Origin of the sequence: Acinetobacter sp. LUNF3 (assembly GCF_022699605.1) — a bacterium.
Lineage (GTDB): Bacteria > Pseudomonadota > Gammaproteobacteria > Pseudomonadales > Moraxellaceae > Acinetobacter > Acinetobacter johnsonii.
Window position 1 is genome coordinate 981,377 of record NZ_CP093968.1, and the last position, 18,922, is coordinate 1,000,298.

19 protein-coding genes and 1 pseudogene are annotated in these 18,922 nt (G+C 40.4%); 14 read left to right on the forward strand and 6 right to left on the reverse strand.

The annotated features are described in order from the left end of the window. Positions 1-432 precede the first annotated feature (432 nt). The 4 genes from MN200_RS04760 to MN200_RS04775 all read left to right on the forward strand — a co-directional run bounded on the left by MN200_RS04760 (position 433) and on the right by MN200_RS04775 (position 2,906). Complete coding sequence (locus MN200_RS04760; RefSeq protein WP_125273983.1) at positions 433-1,056, forward strand: LysE family translocator; 624 nt, start codon at positions 433-435, stop codon at positions 1,054-1,056. A gap of 110 nt (positions 1,057-1,166) precedes the next feature. Further along, a complete protein-coding gene (locus MN200_RS04765) occupies positions 1,167-1,838 on the forward strand; it encodes a CsgG/HfaB family protein (RefSeq protein WP_242760179.1) in 672 nt (223 codons plus the stop codon). Positions 1,839-1,851: 13 nt separating this feature from the next. Further along, a complete protein-coding gene (locus tag MN200_RS04770) occupies positions 1,852-2,229 on the forward strand; it encodes a DUF4810 domain-containing protein (RefSeq protein WP_078388388.1) in 378 nt (125 codons plus the stop codon). After that, positions 2,226-2,906 (forward strand): GNA1162 family protein, encoded by a 681-nt coding sequence (locus MN200_RS04775; protein WP_125273981.1) that lies wholly within the window; start codon positions 2,226-2,228, stop codon positions 2,904-2,906. The genes MN200_RS04770 and MN200_RS04775 overlap by 4 nt, the downstream gene beginning before the upstream one ends. A gap of 104 nt (positions 2,907-3,010) precedes the next feature. Here MN200_RS04775 and MN200_RS04780 read toward each other — a convergent pair whose 3' ends face one another. After that, entirely contained in the window at positions 3,011-3,979 is a 969-nt protein-coding gene (locus MN200_RS04780) for an MBL fold metallo-hydrolase (RefSeq protein ID WP_242760180.1), read from the reverse strand. Between the two features lie 477 nt (positions 3,980-4,456). Here MN200_RS04780 and MN200_RS04785 point away from each other — a divergent pair, with 477 nt between their 5' ends. Continuing rightward, complete coding sequence (locus MN200_RS04785; protein WP_242760182.1) at positions 4,457-4,978, forward strand: hypothetical protein; 522 nt, start codon at positions 4,457-4,459, stop codon at positions 4,976-4,978. 128 nt (positions 4,979-5,106) lie between these two features. On the opposite strand, the gene metG is transcribed toward MN200_RS04785, so the two are convergent. Beyond that, positions 5,107-7,167: a methionine--tRNA ligase gene (gene metG, locus MN200_RS04790; RefSeq protein ID WP_242760184.1), complete on the reverse strand. Its 2,061-nt coding sequence runs from the start codon at positions 7,165-7,167 to the stop codon at positions 5,107-5,109. Between the two features lie 220 nt (positions 7,168-7,387). On the opposite strand from metG, the gene MN200_RS04795 reads away from it, so the two are divergent. From MN200_RS04795 to MN200_RS04805, 3 genes are all read left to right on the forward strand, one after another. Continuing rightward, on the forward strand, positions 7,388-7,693 hold the full coding sequence (locus MN200_RS04795; RefSeq protein WP_205666967.1) for an HNH endonuclease: 306 nt from the start codon (positions 7,388-7,390) through the stop codon (positions 7,691-7,693). A gap of 85 nt (positions 7,694-7,778) precedes the next feature. Continuing rightward, entirely contained in the window at positions 7,779-8,579 is an 801-nt protein-coding gene (locus MN200_RS04800; RefSeq protein WP_178928994.1) for a hypothetical protein, read from the forward strand. 149 nt (positions 8,580-8,728) lie between these two features. Next, on the forward strand, positions 8,729-9,193 hold the full coding sequence (locus MN200_RS04805) for a hypothetical protein (protein ID WP_004981189.1): 465 nt from the start codon (positions 8,729-8,731) through the stop codon (positions 9,191-9,193). Between the two features lie 44 nt (positions 9,194-9,237). On the opposite strand, the gene MN200_RS04810 is transcribed toward MN200_RS04805, so the two are convergent. Beyond that, on the reverse strand, positions 9,238-9,567 hold the full coding sequence (locus MN200_RS04810) for a hypothetical protein (RefSeq protein WP_004694526.1): 330 nt from the start codon (positions 9,565-9,567) through the stop codon (positions 9,238-9,240). A 97-nt stretch (positions 9,568-9,664) separates the two neighbouring features. On the opposite strand from MN200_RS04810, the gene MN200_RS04815 reads away from it, so the two are divergent. The 3 genes and pseudogenes from MN200_RS04815 to apbC all read left to right on the forward strand — a co-directional run bounded on the left by MN200_RS04815 (position 9,665) and on the right by apbC (position 12,049). Continuing rightward, a complete protein-coding gene (locus MN200_RS04815) occupies positions 9,665-10,012 on the forward strand; it encodes an IS630 transposase-related protein (RefSeq protein ID WP_039890557.1) in 348 nt (115 codons plus the stop codon). Positions 10,013-10,029: 17 nt separating this feature from the next. Beyond that, positions 10,030-10,503, forward strand: a pseudogene (locus MN200_RS04820) (IS630 family transposase); the annotation flags it as partial. Between the two features lie 268 nt (positions 10,504-10,771). Beyond that, on the forward strand, positions 10,772-12,049 hold the full coding sequence (gene apbC, locus MN200_RS04825; protein WP_234303915.1) for an iron-sulfur cluster carrier protein ApbC: 1,278 nt from the start codon (positions 10,772-10,774) through the stop codon (positions 12,047-12,049). A gap of 55 nt (positions 12,050-12,104) precedes the next feature. On the opposite strand, the gene MN200_RS04830 is transcribed toward apbC, so the two are convergent. The 3 genes from MN200_RS04830 to MN200_RS04840 are packed head-to-tail and all read right to left on the reverse strand — an operon-like array spanning position 12,105 to position 15,594. Further along, positions 12,105-14,117: a TRAP transporter permease gene (locus tag MN200_RS04830; protein WP_242760186.1), complete on the reverse strand. Its 2,013-nt coding sequence runs from the start codon at positions 14,115-14,117 to the stop codon at positions 12,105-12,107. Continuing rightward, entirely contained in the window at positions 14,114-14,587 is a 474-nt protein-coding gene (locus tag MN200_RS04835; protein ID WP_242760188.1) for a DUF1850 domain-containing protein, read from the reverse strand. Before MN200_RS04835 ends, MN200_RS04830 begins: the two co-directional genes overlap by 4 nt. Beyond that, complete coding sequence (locus tag MN200_RS04840; protein ID WP_058869152.1) at positions 14,584-15,594, reverse strand: TAXI family TRAP transporter solute-binding subunit; 1,011 nt, start codon at positions 15,592-15,594, stop codon at positions 14,584-14,586. Before MN200_RS04840 ends, MN200_RS04835 begins: the two co-directional genes overlap by 4 nt. Before the next feature lie 361 nt (positions 15,595-15,955). On the opposite strand from MN200_RS04840, the gene MN200_RS04845 reads away from it, so the two are divergent. From MN200_RS04845 to MN200_RS04855, 3 genes are all read left to right on the forward strand, one after another. Next, a complete protein-coding gene (locus MN200_RS04845) occupies positions 15,956-16,549 on the forward strand; it encodes a LysE family translocator (RefSeq protein ID WP_004694517.1) in 594 nt (197 codons plus the stop codon). Positions 16,550-16,663: 114 nt separating this feature from the next. Then, positions 16,664-17,233: a dCTP deaminase gene (gene dcd, locus MN200_RS04850; protein WP_004694514.1), complete on the forward strand. Its 570-nt coding sequence runs from the start codon at positions 16,664-16,666 to the stop codon at positions 17,231-17,233. A gap of 237 nt (positions 17,234-17,470) precedes the next feature. After that, the gene (locus MN200_RS04855; protein ID WP_205666961.1) at positions 17,471-18,913 is read left to right on the forward strand and encodes a hypothetical protein; all 1,443 of its coding nucleotides are present in this window, start codon (positions 17,471-17,473) and stop codon (positions 18,911-18,913) included. The last annotated feature ends 9 nt before the right edge of the window (positions 18,914-18,922 follow it).

The window sequence follows — 18,922 nt, forward strand, 5'->3', positions numbered from 1 at the left end:
CTTTAATTATGATGTTAAAAATTATGAAGTAAAAAAATTGGTTTAGAAAAACCTTAAAAATAGTATGTCTTTTTATATATGAAAAATGTATGAAATGGGAAGCAATCCCCTCATTATATTTTGTAATCAAAAATAGATGTATGATGGCTATTTTTAATACACATTTGTCTTTTTATTAAAATTGAATATGATCTAAATAACTGATGTTAATGTTTATTGTTGAGTAATTGCTCTATTGTTGTTTTCACTATGGCTATGCCGAATTTCTTTAAAAATAGGCTTTTTATTTATCATTAAAAAATATAATGGACGTATATGCTGTGGCTTGAGCACGATATAAATGTGAAAAATAACTGATAAAGTGAATATCGTAAAAACTTTGTTTAGCGTAAAATCGCAGCTGATCAAATTCTCTCAATTTAGAGGTCACTCTTGGAATCATTTTGGATTTTGGGCTCGATTGCCTTTGCATTAATGTTAGGCGCAATGAGCCCTGGACCGACGTCGATTTATGTAGCAAAAAATTCGATTGCGATTTCTCGAAAGCATGGCCTATTTACCGCACTGGGGACTGGAACAGGCGCAGCTGTTTTTGGTCTGTTGGCTGTACTCGGCTTACAAGCCTTTTTGTTGGCAGTGCCGTCAGCGTATTTGGCCTTAAAAATTTGTGGTGGGATCTATTTGCTTTGGCTCGCGTTTAAAATTATTAAACACGCCAAAGAGCCAATTGAGGCAGATCATTCCAGCTCGAAAGCAATGACTTTACGCCGTGCCTTTATGACTGGTTTAATTACCCAGCTCTCCAACCCTAAAATTGCGATTGTTCTAGCCAGTATTTTTACTGCACTTTTACCCAAAGAAATCCCAACTTATTACTATTTTGTACTACCTATCCTGTGTTTCTTTATTGATGCGGGTTGGTGTTCGTTGGTTGCAGTGGCGTTGTCTGCTGAAAAGCCGCGCCGTGTGTATTTGAAGTTTAAAGCCGTATTTGACCGCGCAGCAGGGACGGTGATGACGGTGTTGGGTTTAAAACTGATTTTTGGAATGAAGTGATCGGTCTGACAACAACAAAGCTGGATTTTGTATAGGTAACTAAAAGCTAAATGGTTATAATCCCTTTGATTTTTTAATGATTTTTAAATTAAAGATTTGAGGGATAAATTTTGAATAAATCTATATTTTTGGCCGTTTTGAGTGGCTTAGCATTATCTGCATGTTCAACAACAGAAACGTCAAAAACAATTCAATCACCGCAAGTAACAGCGGCAGTGGCGACTGTCAAATATAGTGGTACTAAAACGCCTGTTTCTGTAGGAAAATTTGACAACCGCTCAAGCTACATGCGTGGTATTTTTTCAGACAATGTTGACCGCTTAGGTGGTCAGGCGAAAACTATTTTAGAAACGCATTTACAGCAATCGGGCTATTTCTCTGTCCTAAACCGTGACAACCTTGCTGAATTACAACAAGAAGCAGGTTTCACCAAATCATCTCAATCCATTAAAGGCGCACGTTATGTATTAACGGGCGATGTGTCTGAATTTGGCCGTAAAGAAGTCGGTGATCACCAGCTATTTGGCATATTGGGCCGTGGTAAAACCCAAATTGCTTATGCCAAAGTGAACTTAAATATTGTCGATGTAAAAACAGCAGAAATTGTTCACTCTGTGCAAGGCGCAGGCGAGTACGCACTCAGTGAACGTGAAATTTTAGGTTTTGGTTCTACCGCTTCTTATGATTCAACTTTAAACGGTAAAGTTTTAGATTTGGCTGTGCGTGAAGCGGTTAATAATTTGGTGTTGGATATTCAAACCAATAAGTGGTCTGCGCAGTAATTGGTTTGAATCAATGAAAAAAATCGTATTGGTTTTAGGTGCAATCTGCACCATGACTTTAGTGGGCTGTGTTTCAGCGCCAAAATCGTTATACAGCTGGGGCGAATATCCACAGCAAACTTATCTGATGTTGAGTTTGCCAGAAAAGACTTCTCCACAAGAACAGATTGGCAAACTTGAAAAAGATATTGAAAAAGCCAAAGCCAAAAATGCAGCAGTGCCTCCGGGCTTATATGCACATTTGGGTTTGTTGAATTTAAATATCAATAATGGGCCACGTGCCGTTCAGTATTTTGAACTTGAACGCCAAACTTACCCAGAGTCGACAGTATTAATGGATCGTCTTTTGAAAAAAATGACGGCTCAGTCTGCGGCAGGGAGTGTGAAGTGAAACATTTCAAAAAACTATGTGTACTTGGCCTTGCTGTGACACTCTTCACAGGTTGTGCTACGACACCAAAAAGCAATCGTGACTTATCTGCATATCATGCCAATATGCCAAAATCCATTTTGGTGTTGCCGCCTGTGAATGAGTCACCCGATACACGCGCAACCTATGGGTATTGGTCTACCGTGACTTTACCTGTAGCAGAAGCGGGCTATTATGTGTTCCCCATTTCTGTGGTCGATACGCTATTTAAAGAAAACGGCGTAACCAACGGCTATGATGCGCAGCAAATTCCAATTCAGAAACTCAATGAAATTTTTGGAGCGGATGCTGCGCTGTATGTCAAAGTTAAAGAATATGGTTCTAAGTATCAGGTGATTCAATCCGTTTCGACCGTCGCGGTCGAGGCGAAATTGGTGGATTTAAAAACTGGAGCATTATTATGGGAAGGTCAGGAAAAAATCCAACAAGCCAATAATAATAGCAACGCGGGTCTGGTCGGGATGTTGGTGGGTGCCTTGATTGACCAAATTTCCAATCACCTATCGGACAAAGCCTATATGCTGTCTAACAGTGTGAGTACCCAGTTATATGCTCCGCAGTTGATGCAGCAAAAAGGGTTGCTATATGGACCTCGCTCTCCGCATTTTGTACAAAATTCGATGAGTCCACAGCAGTAAAAAAATCCCCTCAAATGAGGGGATTTTTATGATTTAACAAACTTCTATTTGGTTTGAAGTGACTTTTAACTCTCAGTCAAAAGAAGAGACGATTATCGTATAAATTAATCCTTAAAATGCACAGGAATCCATTGATAGCTTTTCCCATCTGCCGAATAGATATGTCCAATCGCAGGAAATGGTAAGTGTGGTGCTGCAATGGTTTGCCCGCCTTTTGTATATTCCGCAAATTGCTTTAAGCGGGTTTGCACTGCTTTTTTCGGATCGATATCATAATCGATTGCGGTTTCTGGCTTGTCGAATTGCACAGTATGAGAGTGGACAATGTCACCAATAAAGACCACCGTTTCATCTTTGGTTTTCAGCTCATAGCTAAAATGTCCGGGTGTATGCCCCGCGGTATTAATCACTTTAAAGCCCTGAACTTGATCACCCAACTGATACGTTTTGAAGCGTTGTTTGGCTTGATAAGGCGCAATAGCTTGTTTAATTTTTTCAACAGTTCCTAAGTAGCCTGCTTGTTTTTCTTTCGGGAGCTTTTCGACCTGTTTCGGGTTTAGCCAATAGTTCGCTTCATCGCTCGAGACATAAACCGTTGCATTTGGAAAGTTTGCCACGCCATTTTGGCTAATACCACACACATGGTCTGGGTGTAGGTGCGTCAGCAAGATGGTATCGACTTGTTGTGGTTGATAGCCTGATGCTTTTAAATTGCTTAACACTGAACCCAAATGTGCGCCAAAACAGCTCGCAGCGCCGCTATCCACTAAAACCAGCGAATGGCCTGTATTCACGAGGAAGGCATTGACTGAGGTTTGTACGCCCTTGGCTTGGTCAGCAGCATATTTCTTTAAAATTTCATGCACTTCTTTTTCTGGAATGTTTTGAAAGAGTTTAGGTGACATGAAGTTCGTGCCATCGAGCAGGGCAGTGATTTGTACATCACCCGCTTGGTATTGGTAATAACCTGAAACTTGTTTTTGTTGGGGGATTGGGGCGGGCGGGGAAAGGGCGAAGGCTGAAACACTGCTGATACTAGAGATAATTAAAGCGGAAGCAAGTAATTTATTCATTTATAAAGTTTCACAAAATTTGTTGAATTGTCTATTTTTTAGCATGTGGGGTGATTTTTTTCATCTAATTTTTGCGGGTGGAAATAAATATAAAGCATACGATGCCAAATTAATATCTTCAGATAAGATGAGCATTTATTGATACTATTGTGGATGCCTAAGATAGTCGGTTGTTATTGTGTTTTAAGACTAAATAATACTTTGAGGTTGGTGGAACGAGAGAGATACCAAACAAAAATGAGCGCAATTTCAGAAATTCGGAGTTACAAACTTCTAATTTTTAGATGATATTTTTTATAACTTGTTTAAATTTATGAAAAATATGAATAACACAGAATAATTGAGTACTATCGAGTATAAGGACTAGAATTGTGAGCTTGGTGTGGTAAGTCAACTGACGACTCTAGCTCACCTCTTTTTGAAATATATTGTTTATCCGTAATTCGGGTTAATTACAATCAAAACAGAATTAATGAAATGAATAGTGACATGATACCTATTTTAGCTGTTTTAATTACAGCAACTTCAACTTTAGTAGCAGTTTTTATTACTAATTATTTTAATATGAAATCTTTAGAAAAAAATCTGAAATTTCAATTACAATTAAAAAATAATGAGGTTAGATTGAATAAGTTGGAAAATGTCTATGAATTATTTGAAAAATGGAATACATATTTTGCTATTAATTATTTAAACTATTTGCACTTTCATAATAAAAAAATTACGCAATCTGATTTGTTTGAATTAATAAGAGATCCGAAGGTGTATAACTCAGGTGACTTTCAAAAACTTATTACTTTATTGAATATATATTTTCCCGAACTAAATGATGAATATGAAAGAGTTAACAAAGCAAGAAGTGAGGTAGTGAAATATATGAATGTGGACAAAGAAATTAATGTTAAAGATTTTGTCAAAGTGCAGGAAAGCTTTGAGAACGTAGCTATGAACTTTAAAAAAGAGATTTCTGAATTAGCAAAAAATATGAAAAATGAATAATATTGAATGATATATGAGAAGATTTTTTGATGATATTACGGCTTAAATTCTATTAGTGAAAAACTTAGTTTATATGATTTAAAAAAGCCCTACTCAATATAGCAGGGCTTTTTATAAGTTTCTAAACCTTAAGACACTTTATCACCCGGCTTAGCGCCAGATTCAGGTGAAATCACCCAAACACCTTCGCCATTACCTGCAGCTAAAACCATACCGTTTGAAATACCAAAACGCATTTTACGCGGTGCAAGGTTAGCGACCATCACCACCAATTTACCTTTGAGGTCTTCTGGTTGATAGAACTCACGAATACCACTGAATACATTACGCGGTTCAGCTTCGCCGACATTTAAAGTTAGTTGAAGAAGTTTGTCCGAACCTTCAACCGTTGCCGCTTCTAAAACTTCAGCGACACGTAGGTCAACTTTCATAAAGTCTTCAATGCCAATGATCTCTGCTTCACCTACTTTAAGTTCAACTTTCGCAGGTGCAGTTTTTTTCTCTTTCTTTTTCTCAACTTTTACAGGTTCAGCCGCAGCCGCTAAAGAGTCTTTAGATGCATCGACCATTGCCGCAACTGCTTTCGGGTCTACACGTTGCATTAACGGTTGGAACAATGCAATTTCATGATCAACCAATGCCGTTTGAGCAGAAGCAAAGTCAAAGCGGTCTAGCTTTAAGAACTCTTGCACTTGAGCCGCTAAGGTTGGAAGTACAGGCGCAAGGTACACAGCCAATTGACGGAATAGGTTAATCCCCACCGAACAAACGTCATGCACTTGTTGTTCTTCGCCCTCAACTTTCGCTAAAGCCCAAGGTTTTTTCTCATCAATATATTGATTGGCTTTATCTGCAAGTGCCATGATTTCACGAATCGCAGCAGAGAACTCACGTGCTTCATAGGCTTTGGCAATTGAATCGCCCGCATCAATAAAGCTTTGTACCAATTCAGGCTCTGCACAAGTGGCTGATAATTTATTATCAAACTTGGTGTTGATGAATTTTGCACAACGGCTGGCAATGTTGACCACTTTACCAACCAAATCTGAGTTTACTTTCTGAACGAAATCATCCAAGTTTAGATCAGAGTCTTCAACTTTATCAGACAGTTTAGACGCGAAGTAGTAACGTAAATATTCAGGGTTTAAGTGCTCTAAATAGGTTTCAGCTTTGATGAATGTACCGCGAGACTTCGACATCTTCTGACCATTCACCGTCAAGAAACCGTTGACGAATAAACCTGATGGCGTACGGTAGTTTGCACCTTCAAGCATTGCAGGCCAGAACAGCGCGTGGAAGTAAACGATGTCTTTACCAATGAAGTGATAGACTTCTTTGTCAGAGTCTTTTTTCCAAAAGTCGTCAAAACTTAAATCAGGACGTTTAGCTTTGATGTAGTTTTCAAAACTCGACATATAACCAATCGGTGCGTCTACCCAAACATAGAAATACTTGTTTGGCGCGTCTGGAATTTCAAAACCGAAATACGGCGCATCACGTGAAATATCCCAGTCTGATAAACCCGCTTCAAACCATTCATCCAGTTTGTTGGCAATTGAGACAGGTAAGCGACCTTGGTCACGTGTCCATTTTTGTAAATATTCTGAGAAATTCGGTAGTTTAAAGAAGTAATGATCTGAAGATTTCTCTACAGGCGTGGCACCACTTAAAGTCGATTTTGGATTTAACAGTTCAGTTGCGTTGTAAGTTGTCCCGCAGACTTCACACGCATCGCCATATTGATCTTCCGACTTACATTTCGGGCATGTGCCTTTAATGAAGCGATCCGATAAGAACATGCCTTTTTCAGGGTCAAAAAGCTGGTTGACAGGACGGATGGCAATATTACCAGCTTCACGGTTTTTCACATAAATTTCAGATGCGCGAACACGGTTTTCATCACTATGAGTTGAATCATAATGGTCGAAATGCACACCAAAACCGTCAAAATCACGGATGTGTTCTTTTTGCACATTGGCGATTTGATCTTCAGGTGAAATACCATTCGCTTCGGCACGGAGCATGATCGCTGTGCCGTGAGCATCATCCGCACATACATAAGTCACATCGTGTCCCATTGCACGCATGGCACGAACCCAAATATCTGCTTGGATATAACCGAGTAAGTGTCCCATATGGATGGGGCCATTGGCGTATGGTAGGGCGTTAGTGACTAAAATATTACGCACGGATATGACTCTCTCATTCGTATTTTATATAAGGTCAACAATTTTACCTTAGATAGCCGCGACTTGCACAAGTGAATCGGTGAAAAGTTTTCAAATGAGACTAAAGCCCATAGGAATTGATCGGCCCGAAGATGGATCTATTGCCAAATATTCATGAGCCAATAGTGCAAAGATCGAAAATATCGCTTTTAATATCTTAAAAAAGAAGGTGTACATCATTTTGTCTAACTCATGGGGAATACCCAAAAATATTGAAGAACTAGTTTTAGAACGTGATCAGTGTTGTGTTTATTGTGGCTGTGAATTTGGCACTGAAAGAGCTAAAAAGAAATCATGGGAGCACATCATTAATGATATCAATATTAAAACATTAGAGAATATTGCCTTATGTTGTGTTGGTTGTAATGCTTCCAAAGGCAATAAAGAATTAATCAGTTGGTTTTATTCTGGACATGCTCGAAAGAGAGGTATTAATTCCGAAACTATTGCTGATGTTATTAAAATAGCACTAAACCTTAAAAGCTAATGATGAAGTAATCTGCCTTCAATTTTAAGCACTGCTATATAATAGTGTTATTCAGTACATTCAGCCTATTTAGAGTATACCGTCCATGATCGATGATGATTTTGATTTCGACCAACCCGTGACCCGAATTCCGCAAAATCCACAAGCGACCAAACTACTGGGCAATCGACTTTTACAACAAGCTGAACAATATCTTGCTTCAATGGGTAGTCAAGCTCATGCACAATTGGTCGAGTCGCTCCGTCAGCTAGAGTTGGAAGATTCGTACTTTGCAGTAATGGCCGATCAGCTTGAGTATGAAAGTGATGAACCAATGGCCAATGACGTGCTCAATCTGTTGTTTTTCTGGCAAATGGCCAATGAAAAAGAAGCGGATATGACTAAGTTTCAGTTGCCTAATTTAATCCAAACAGACTATTTCCAAACAACTTTGCTTGACGCTTACGACGCGATGGATTTGGGGGCATTCCAAGCCCAGCGCCGCAGCGTGATTGAAGAAACCTTAAAACTGTATCAACAGCAGTGTTATGCAGGGTGCATTACAGTTCTTTATGGTCAAATAGAAGGGATTTTGACAGATGCGCTGATTGAACATGGCTATTTACAGCAAAATCAAACCAAGTTTGTCGATGTGTATAAAATCGTACCGGGTTTGAAAGGCCATGAAGTCAAAAGCCTATGGCATAAAGTCAAAATTGCCAGTGAAATCAATCCGTATTTTCTGAGCCTTGAAGCATTGAAAATGGATGCGAGTTCTAGTGTCACCGCCACTCGTCATAATATGGTACACGGTGCGGACGTGATCCATTTCACGCAAGCACGCAGTTTCATTTTGTTTATTTGGCTGTTTGCAGTTATCAGTTTTATCAGTACGTTAAAGCGTTAGTCACTGCCGTTGAGTGGTACAGGATGGTGTTTAAATTGATGCATCCTGTACAGCTATTGTTTCCAAATGATGCAAATGACGTCAGCACTTAAAAAGCAAGGTATAACTCTTAGTTAAGCAAAATTTTAAATACGAAAGAGGGCTGTGACATGACGAATGACAATAAACTCGATGATTTAAAAACCAAAGCGACTGAGTTGGGCGAAGACTTGAAGTTGAAAGCTCAAGCGGCAAAACTTGAAGGCGAGAAAGTGCTTGAAGATGTCAAACATCAGGCTACTGAAGCCAAGCTTGATGCTGAAAAGCAGCTGACTGACTTAAAGCAGAACGCAGCAGAAAGTAAAGCCGAAGGCGATGCAGCTTTTGAGCAAAAGTTGGAGTCTGCACAAGCCAAAGCCGAGCATGCGAAACAAGTCGCACAGGAGAAATTGGATCACTTTAAAGTTGAAGCAGGGCATAAACTGGATGAGGCAAAACTTAAAGCTACTGAGTTAAAGCATGAGGCTGAAATTAAACTGGAAGAATTTAAGGTGCAAGCCACTGAAAAGTTTGACGAGTTGAAAAAGAAAGCCACAGAAACACTGCAAAAGTTTAAAAAAGACGACCAAGCTTAATCCGTCTGAAACGGCGAATGTCGATCTTTCCGAATTTGCGAATACTATGGCGTAGACTGTGTACTGAGTGCAGGGTCTGCGTCTAAATTAAACCACATGATGCTCTGAATTTGATTGTTCACGGTACGAATGGTGTAGCGATAGTTTGCAATTTCATATACATATACCGTCTCAAGTGGGCTATTCGGTGCACTGCTGATTGGGGTAGAGGACATAGAAATTGGCGATAAATCAATTTTTTTCTGCATGTCTTGAACTTGATCACCGATAGTCACCGTTTGACCCGCAGGGGTTTTAAATGAATTGGTTGATGTATCTGCAAAACTAAAGCTAGATATGGTGCAAGCCAAAACAACCACGGCCCAAAGTTTCATTTTTTTCTCCCCAAATCGCGTCAAGATAGAACAATAGAATATAGATATTTTGCTATGCAATATAGTCCGCACGCCAAAAAACCAATACAATACCGATATGAGTTATCCAATACATTTTAGAAAGAAAATATTAGCCAAGCTTGAAGAAGGTCAATCTATCCGAGCGGTTGCTCAGCACTTCGAAATTAATAAAAATACAATTGTCGAATGGAAAAAGCGAATCGAAATAAAAAGAACTCGACCAAGAAAACCATCTAAAGTTGATGATGATGCCTTACGTGCAGATGTTGAGCAATATCCCGATGATTATCAATATGAACGCGCTGCTCGTTTTGGTTGTGCTACTTCTACAATTGGAGATGCGCTCAAGCGTCTAAATATTACAGTTAAAAAAAGACCTTACGGCACCCGAAAGCAAAAACAGAACTCAGAGAGCAGTATTTAAAAGATTTAAACCGATTAAGGTATCAACACCCGATCATCTATCTTGATGAAAGTGGATTTAAATCTCATGAACATAGACCTCATGGTTATTCAAAACAGGGAACTCCTTGTTATGGAACATATAATTGGCAATTAAAAAATCAAACCAATGCAATAGGAGCAATCCATGAGGGTAAGTTATTTGCAGTGGGTTTATTTGATAGCAAAGTAAATTCGGATGTATTTTATTTTTGGGTAGATCAGTTTTTATTACCAGAACTACCCTCGAATAGTGTAATTGTCATGGACAATGCAGCCTTCCATAAACGACCAGATATACAAGATCTATTAAGCCAACATGGGCATCAAATACTTTGGTTACCACCTTATAGTCCTGACCTTAATCCTATTGAAAAAATGTGGGCATGGGTGAAAGCAAAAAGGAAAAAATGGTTGGTTAACTCAATAGATAAGCTTTTTAGTCGTTTCTTTAACGAGTGTATGGGTAATTAAGCGGTTTGACTATAACATCACCTTAAATGGGGAGATTGGATTGTACTTACAATTCTTTACGTTCAAATTTGATGTAATTCACCGATTTTATTTTTTCAGTTAGCTTAAGTGACTAAGCTTCGCCCTTTGATATTCAGTGTATAAAACCAACTAAAAAGCTAGGAATACTAAATTTCATGGCATAATCCATAAATACTGAACTTAAACTAAGTTCGTTTTGTGGTTAAACTATAGCATTCAGCTGAATACTCGAATTTGGAGTACATATATGTCGTGGCTTTCTTCTCTTAAATCAGTTTTTTCTCCTGCGCAGGAGGTAAAGGAAGAAGAAATCCAAACAGTACTGCAAAACTATATCTTGCCCAATTCAAACCATGCGTTGAAAGACCGCATTACTCAAGTGAATGTGCAGGGCAATATTCTGCAAATTACCATCAATACTTTTCCTGCCGAAGCAGATGATTTACAACAGATTCATGATGATTTGGCGGTTGCGCTTGAAGCATGCGGTATCAAAGAATTAAACATGCATGTGATTCAACAAAAAACGGGACATAAAGAAAAGTCAGGTGGCTGTGGACATCAGCATGCTGAAGGTGAGAGCTGTTCAAGCCAAGCAAAAGAGGCTGCACCGAAAAGCAATTTACCCCCAGTGATTGATGCTTCAGGCTCAGCAGCCCAAGCTGCTGCACAACCCGTTGAAACTGATCCAAACAATCCACCCATTCAAAAAGCAGCACCACAACAACGTGATGTGCCGAAGCATCCGCGTATTCAAAATGTGATTTTGGTGTCCTCGGGCAAGGGGGGCGTGGGCAAATCCACCACCACGGTAAACCTTGCACTTGCTTTGCAAAAGCTAGGCTTAAAAGTTGGGGTCTTAGATGCGGACATTTATGGTCCAAGTATTCCGACCATGTTGGGCAATGCGGGCAAAACGCCGATGATTGAAGCGGAAAATTTTGTACCCTTAGATGCCTATGGTTTGGCCGTGTTATCGATTGGGCATTTAACAGGTGATCATAATACTCCTGTGGCTTGGCGTGGGCCGAAAGCGACAGGGGCGTTGATGCAACTGTTCAATCAAACCTTATGGCCTGACTTAGATGTCTTGATGATTGATATGCCACCGGGTACAGGTGATATTCAGTTGACGCTTGCGCAGCGTATTCCTGTGACAGGTGCAGTAATTGTAACTACACCGCAAAACGTGGCACTTATGGATGCGACCAAAGGCATTGAGTTATTTAACCGCGTACATATTCCAGTTATGGGTGTTGTGGAAAATATGTCGACCCATATTTGCTCAAATTGTGGATTTGAAGAGCAAATTTTTGGTACGGGCGGTGGAGATCAACTGTCGGAGCAATATGCTATTCCGCTGTTGGGGCGTTTGCCTTTAAATGTACAAATTCGTGAAAATGCGGATGCGGGTAAGCCTTCTGTTTTAGTGGAAGACAGTGCAGCAGACAGCTATATGCAGATTGCTGAAAAAATTGCAGCCGCACTGCCTCAGGCTGAGAAAGATCAGACTCGTATTTTTTAAATCAGCCATAAATGAAAAAAAGCCCAATCTGTTGAGTTGGGCTTTTTTTTCTTTTTTAGGAGAGTGAATAGGACTGATTTTGTTTTTTGGCTTGCATTATATTAATGCTGATCGCAATCACCACCATCACAATCCCGATAATATCAGTGACAGTTTCAGGGATAATCATACATAAAGCACCTGCACCTAAGAAAATTCGCCAGAACCAGTTCAAACCAATTTTAAAGTAACCTTCAACTGCTGCACCCAGCGCCAAAATACCGACTACTGAGGTAAACACAATACTCACAATAGTTGTCCATACAGGAAAGGCAAACTCACGTGCATTGACTGCGACGTTGGCCGTATCAATCATCAGCATGGCAGGGTTATAGACGAACAGGAACGGGACAATGAAACCAGCCAAAGAGAGTTTCAAGGCTTGGAAACCTGTGCGCATTGGGTCGCCCCCTGCGATTCCCGCACCTGCAAAGGCGGCTAAGGCGACAGGGGGAGTAATATTGGCAAACAGACCAAAGTAGAACACAAACATATGTGCCACCAGTGTGGGAATATCAAAGTTTGCCAAAGCGGGTGCAGCCATAGTCGCGGTAATGATATAGGCTGGAATCGAAGGAAGTCCCATACCTAAAATCATCGATGCAATCATGGTAAAGAACAGCGTTAAAAATAGGCTGCCTGCACCGATGCTCATAATCGAGGAGGTCATGACAGAGCCAAAGCTGGTCAGGCTCACCACACCAATAATAATCCCCACCACAGCACAGGCTGCCATGACCGAAAGGGATTGTTTTGCACCATCGGAGAGCGCTTCTAATATTTCTTTGAAGCCCATACGGGTCGATTTGCGGAAACTCGCCACAATCACAGTTAAGACAATGGTGTAGACCGCGGCATAACTGACAGGGATGGATTGAAATAGGAAAAATACCAAAGCCACAATTGGAATAAGTAAGTGCCCTCGCTCTTTTAGGACATCTTTAACCCGTGGCAAATCCGCTTTCGGTACGCCTTTTAAATTGTCTTTACCAGCACGGAAATGGACTTGCGCCATCACACCTAAATAGTAGAGTAAAGCCGGAAGAGTGGCTGCAAGGGCAATGGTGCCATAACTGACACCCGTGGTTTCAGCCATAATGAAGGCACTGGCTCCCATCACTGGGGGTAAAATTTGTCCACCTACAGAGGCACTGGCTTCAACAGCACCTGCAAAATTTTTGTGGTAGCCAATTTTTTTCATCAGGGGAATGGTAAATGAACCTGTACCCACGACATTAGCCACCGCTGTGCCATTAATACTGCCCATAAATCCACTGGAAATGACGGCAACTTTTGCAGGACCACCTTGTTTATGGCCTGCCAGTGCCATCGCAAGATCATTAAACAGTTTTCCCATGCCTGATTTCGCCAGAAAAGCACCAAACAAAATAAACAGGAAAATAAAAGTGACTGAAGCACCGATTGCGGAAGAATAAAGTCCTTCAGTTTTTAAATACATTTGCCCGAAAATATCACTAATACTATATGGGCGCGTCAATAAACGATCAGGGACCCAGTCATAGTGGCTAAAAAACGGGTAAGACAGAAAGACTAAACCTAAAATAGGTAGCATCCACCCCATAACCCGCCGTGCACCTTCAACCACCAGCACCACGGCTAAAATGGCAAAAACAATATCTAAAGTGTTTGGAATACCACCACGTGTGGTCATAATGGCTTGATATTCTTTCCAAAGGTATAAAAAGGTTGCTAAAGAGGCTAAGGCAAGTAACCAATCCAACCAAGGGATGCTTTGTCGTGAACTGGACTGACGCGCAGGATAAAGTAGAAAGATCAAAACCAAACCAATAGCGACATGGGCGGAACGTTGAATCAGTTCGGGTAGTGGGTTAAAGGTAATAAATAAATGAAATAAGGAATAGAAAATAGCAATCGCCGCTATGAACCATGCCACAGATTTGTTGCTTGGGGAACGAGTCACTGACTCACGATCAAATTTTTCTAAAATGGCTTGTTGTTGTTGCTCATCTAATTGTTCAGGGGCAACTTTGTCTTCATTTTGAGTCATCGGCATTCTCCGATCTGCCATGCTTTCCACAAGGGCTGTTGTTGTGCTGTAATTTCCACCAAGGTGTAATCTGGATATTGTTGAAAAATAGGCCAGACGCTCTGGTGAATGATGATACTGCCTTGCATATTCTTGGAAATGATCCAGTTGATTTGATCAATTCGCCGATTAACTTTCATTCTGACTATACCGTCTTTTTGAAAGATGATGGGATAGTCATTCGGTGTGCCTGCACCGAAAGAAATCAGGTCGGTATAGCGCAATATAAAGTGTTGTTGCTCTCGTTGATAGTTTTCAATCCAACGGGTTTTTTCAACTGAATGTTTCCACTGCAAACTAAATTGTGCTGTTGAAATTCGGCACTGCATTTGAGCAACAGTTACTTCGCTATAGCGAACAGGTAAGAACAACAGCCCGAATAAACCGAGTAGAAAAAGTGCAGTAATCACTGCACCTTTTTTCAGCTTCATTTTTTCGCTGCGAGTTCGTCGTAATAACGCTTAGCCCCAGGGTGTAGCGGAGCAACCACGCCTTTTTGAGCTGTTTCCAGATTAATTTCTGTCGCTGCCTGATGTGAGTTGGCCAATTGTCCTAAACTATCAAAGAAGGTTTTGGTCAGTTTATAGACATCATCTTCAGAAAGATCGGAACGGACCACTAAAGCATTCATAATGGCCGCAGTTGGAATATCTTCTGCATTACCATAAGTGCCTTTCGGAATATTCAGAGATAGGAAATAAGTTTGGTTTTTGGCGATTTGTTTCACTTTCTCAGGATCGATCCCGACCAGTTGTAAATCGAAACCTTGTTGCAGTTCCATCAAGGATGAGTTGGGGATACCACTGGTTAAGAATGCAGCATCAATTTTTCCACCCTTTAAAGCATCCGCGGCTTCAGCATAGCCTAGATAGTCGACCTTCACGTCATTGTAAGTAATACCAAAACCATTTAAGAGGGTGCGCGCATTAACTTCAACCCCTGAGTTTTGGGCACCGACGGCAATACGCTTACCTTTTAAGTCTTCAAGCTTTTTAATGCCTGATTTTTTTGATGCCACAATTTGCACATAGTTGGGGTAAAGTGCCGCCACTTGTTGGATATTATCAATTTTCCCACTGGCAAAACTACCTGTGCCATTCAGTGCTTCGGTTAAGCTGTCACTCATGACAAAAGCCATTTCAACTTTTTTCTGTTTGAGTAAGTTAAGATTTTCTACCGATGCGCCTGTGGTTTGGGTTTTTGAATTTACACCGTAGGTTTTATTATAAATTTCAGCCAAACTGGTGCCAATCACGTTATACGGCCCAGATGCACCACCTGTCGCTATGTTGACAAATTTACTTTGGAGTTTGTCGGATGCTTGTGCACTGGTTTCAGTTTGAGCATCGCCTGAAGTTGCGGTTTTATTGTCACTTGAGCATGCTCCTAGACCCGCAAGTGCAATTGAAAGTAGCGTGAGTTGAGTCCATTTTTTCATATACTTTTCCTCGTTTTATTATCTTCAAAGCCATTCACTTGGCTCTTTTATCCTTGACTTTGCGTGATCAGATTGATGAATAAAAATACGCATGTTTTAAAAAGTAACTGATTAAAAATCATTTGAATAGTTTTTTTTCATTAGTTATGTCTATTTGATTTATAAAATCATTGATTTGAAAAAAGAATAAAGCATATGGCGTCATTTTTATGAATGCTAGATTGGGTAAGGGTCTTATACGTTATTTATGTTAAGTATTGAATGAAAATTAAAAAAACTGTTATCACGGTTCACTAAATTTGATTGCTTTCAGCATGGCAAGTCATTACGCTTATAGTTATATATATGTGGGTCTGTGAATATGGTCACTTGGTTTTTTATTGGTTTAGTGATAACCATTCTTTTAACTCCAGGACCAACCAATACCTTACTTGCCTCTTCGGGTATTCAAGTCGGTATTCGTAAATCATTGCGTCTCATTCCTGCAGAAGCTTTTGGCTATCTCATTTCAATCACGGCATGGGGCTTCCTCATTGGAAAAGTGTCTGTGCACTTGCCTTTATTGCCGACCATTTTAAAATTGTTCAGCGCAAGCTATATCATTTATTTGGCCATCAAATTATGGCGTACAGCCGATGCTGAAGTGAGTTTTAATCAACCGACTATTCGGGCGCGTGAACTGTTTTTGGCAACATTATTGAACCCTAAAGCATTATTGTTTGCTTCAGCCATTTTCCCAACCATTGCGTGGACAAAACTAGATTATTATCTGTCACATATGTCGCTGTTTTTGGTTTTGATTGTTCCAATTGCTTTCTTTTGGACTTTTATCGGGTCAATTTTAGCGAGCAATAAAATTCGTTGGCTGAACCAATCTAACCTGCAAAAAACAGCATCACTGGTTTTGATGAGTTTTTCGATTCCGCTGAGCTATTCTGCGATTTTAAGCTTTTAATTTAGTAATTAAAGACAGAAATTTTGCGAACTTAAACGCGCTTATTTTCATTGAAAGCGATTTCAGTTAAAGTACAACGCAATTATTGAAATTAAGCTTTTTTGGAAAGAATAAATGGCTATTAAGTCCGATCGTTGGATTCGCGAAATGAGCGAAAAACACGGCATGATCGAACCGTATGCAGAAAACCAAGTTCGTTTAGATGAAAATGGTCAAAAACTCATTTCTTATGGCGTGTCGAGCTATGGTTATGACGTTCGTTGTGCACGTGAGTTTAAAGTTTTTACCAATGTTCACTCGGCAATTGTAGATCCAAAAAACTTTGATGATAAAAGTTTTATCGACATTGAAGCTGATGTTTGTATTATTCCGCCAAACTCATTTGCTTTAGCACGTACCGTTGAATATTTCCGTATTCCACGTAATGTGTTGACTGTGTGTTTGGGTAAATCGACCTATGCACGTTGCGGTATTATCGTAAACGTCACACCACTTGAGCCTGAGTGGGAAGGTCATGTTACTTTAGAGTTCTCGAACACAACCAATCTTCCTGCACGTATTTATGCAGGTGAGGGTGTTGCACAAATGTTGTTCTTCGAATCTGACGAAGTGTGTGAAACATCGTATAAAGACCGTGGTGGTAAGTACCAAGGTCAAACAGGTGTAACTTTACCGAAGACCTAAGTTTTTGGTATTAAAAAAAGCGGATCATTGATCCGCTTTTTTTGTGTCAATTCATTCATCGGAAAATAAATATTATCGGACAGTTGGTTTTGCATTTGTGTTGAGTTTCAGCATAATCAATTGTGAAATAGAGTGCTTTGGTTGATGCAAATAAAAATTATAGTGCGCAGAGTAAAATGCCAAGCAAAGGATGTAGTACATAAAGATGCGGAGCATCGAATAATAAGGATGGTCGAGATGACGAATCGTATATATCCCGCAGGATTGAAAAAATCCTGTTTAGCTAGTCTTGTCGGACTCATGCTTGCACAGTCTACATTTGCGCTCGAGTCACTTTCCGATGAATATCTAGCGGATACTACGGGTGAAGGCATTGCGTTACTTCCTGAAAACTTCAAGATGGTGTTCCAAGGGGCCAATGATCTCTCCACTGCTTCTAGCTACAACCGTGGCGTGGCCAATCCACAACAATACGACACGGGTTTCATTCGTATTATTCCTGTGGGTGAGAACTACTCCAAATATACCGATGCTGATGATCTGAGTGCGAAACGAACCAAAGCGGACATCTTTATTTATGGTTTAGCGCTTTCGCGGTCTGATAATGATGCCAATAGCCGTTTCAGTAATCAGGGCTTCACATGGGGAAGCGATGTTAATCCTTGGTTATTTCACGCTGGCACAGCCACGGGGATTAAACAGTTTCATCAGTCGAATGCAAGTTCAGATGTAAGTTTTCTAGGGCTGGAAGCGCCTTTAGCAGCGGCTGTAGCGAGTGACACAGATAATAATATTAAATTAGGTCTATGGTGGGATGCTTTTTCACGTAGCTGGAACTCCCAGAATAAAGTGGACCCTATCACTGGTGCACCGACAACAACCAACGCGGCTGCGGATCCTGATTTAAGTTTAAATCAAAGAATACGTTTACAGGCGGTTGCCAATGGATTGAGTTTAAATGGCTCACAGGTGCGTATGTTTCAAACTCAAGCATCTACCTTAGACCAGCAAAATAAAACCTTTGGGATGGCAGCCTTACTTCGGATCAATACCAATGATGATCCATCTGGATTGGTCTATACCAACGATGACGCAAATAAAGCGCTATTGAATGCCAAAGTCCTTCGACTCAGCACAGCCGCGACTAATGATGGCACGGCAGTCACACCCGCATTAGATCGTTCATTGGCTCCAATCTTTGATGCCAGTGAAGGACTTTATTTATACAGCCCAAATATTAATTTGGTCTTGGGCAATATGTATCAGCCTTTTGTTGTAGGTTCGGAAGGACGCAATATTATTCTTGAAGTCACGCGTATTCCGAATGTGCCTGAGATTTATAAGCAGATTTATACCTACTACCCAGATGTACAGGGTGGAAGCAACGCTGACTATAAAGGATCAACTTGTAATGTGGCCTATTGCGGTTCGAATTTTGTTCAAACTGGGGCAGGGACTAGCGCGGTTCAATACCAAGGAAATAACGCAACACATAGCAGTATTTCGATTGGTAGCGTGACACGAGATCCGACCACCAATACGCTCAAAGCCAATACAGCCAATAATTCTACGGGAGTGGTATTTCGTGGGACTGGAACGGCAGTTCCTGTGAATTTGGGTTCGGTTGCTATAGATGGTGTACTGATCCAACACTTAAAAATTAAGACCACAGGCCTATAGGACGCTGAC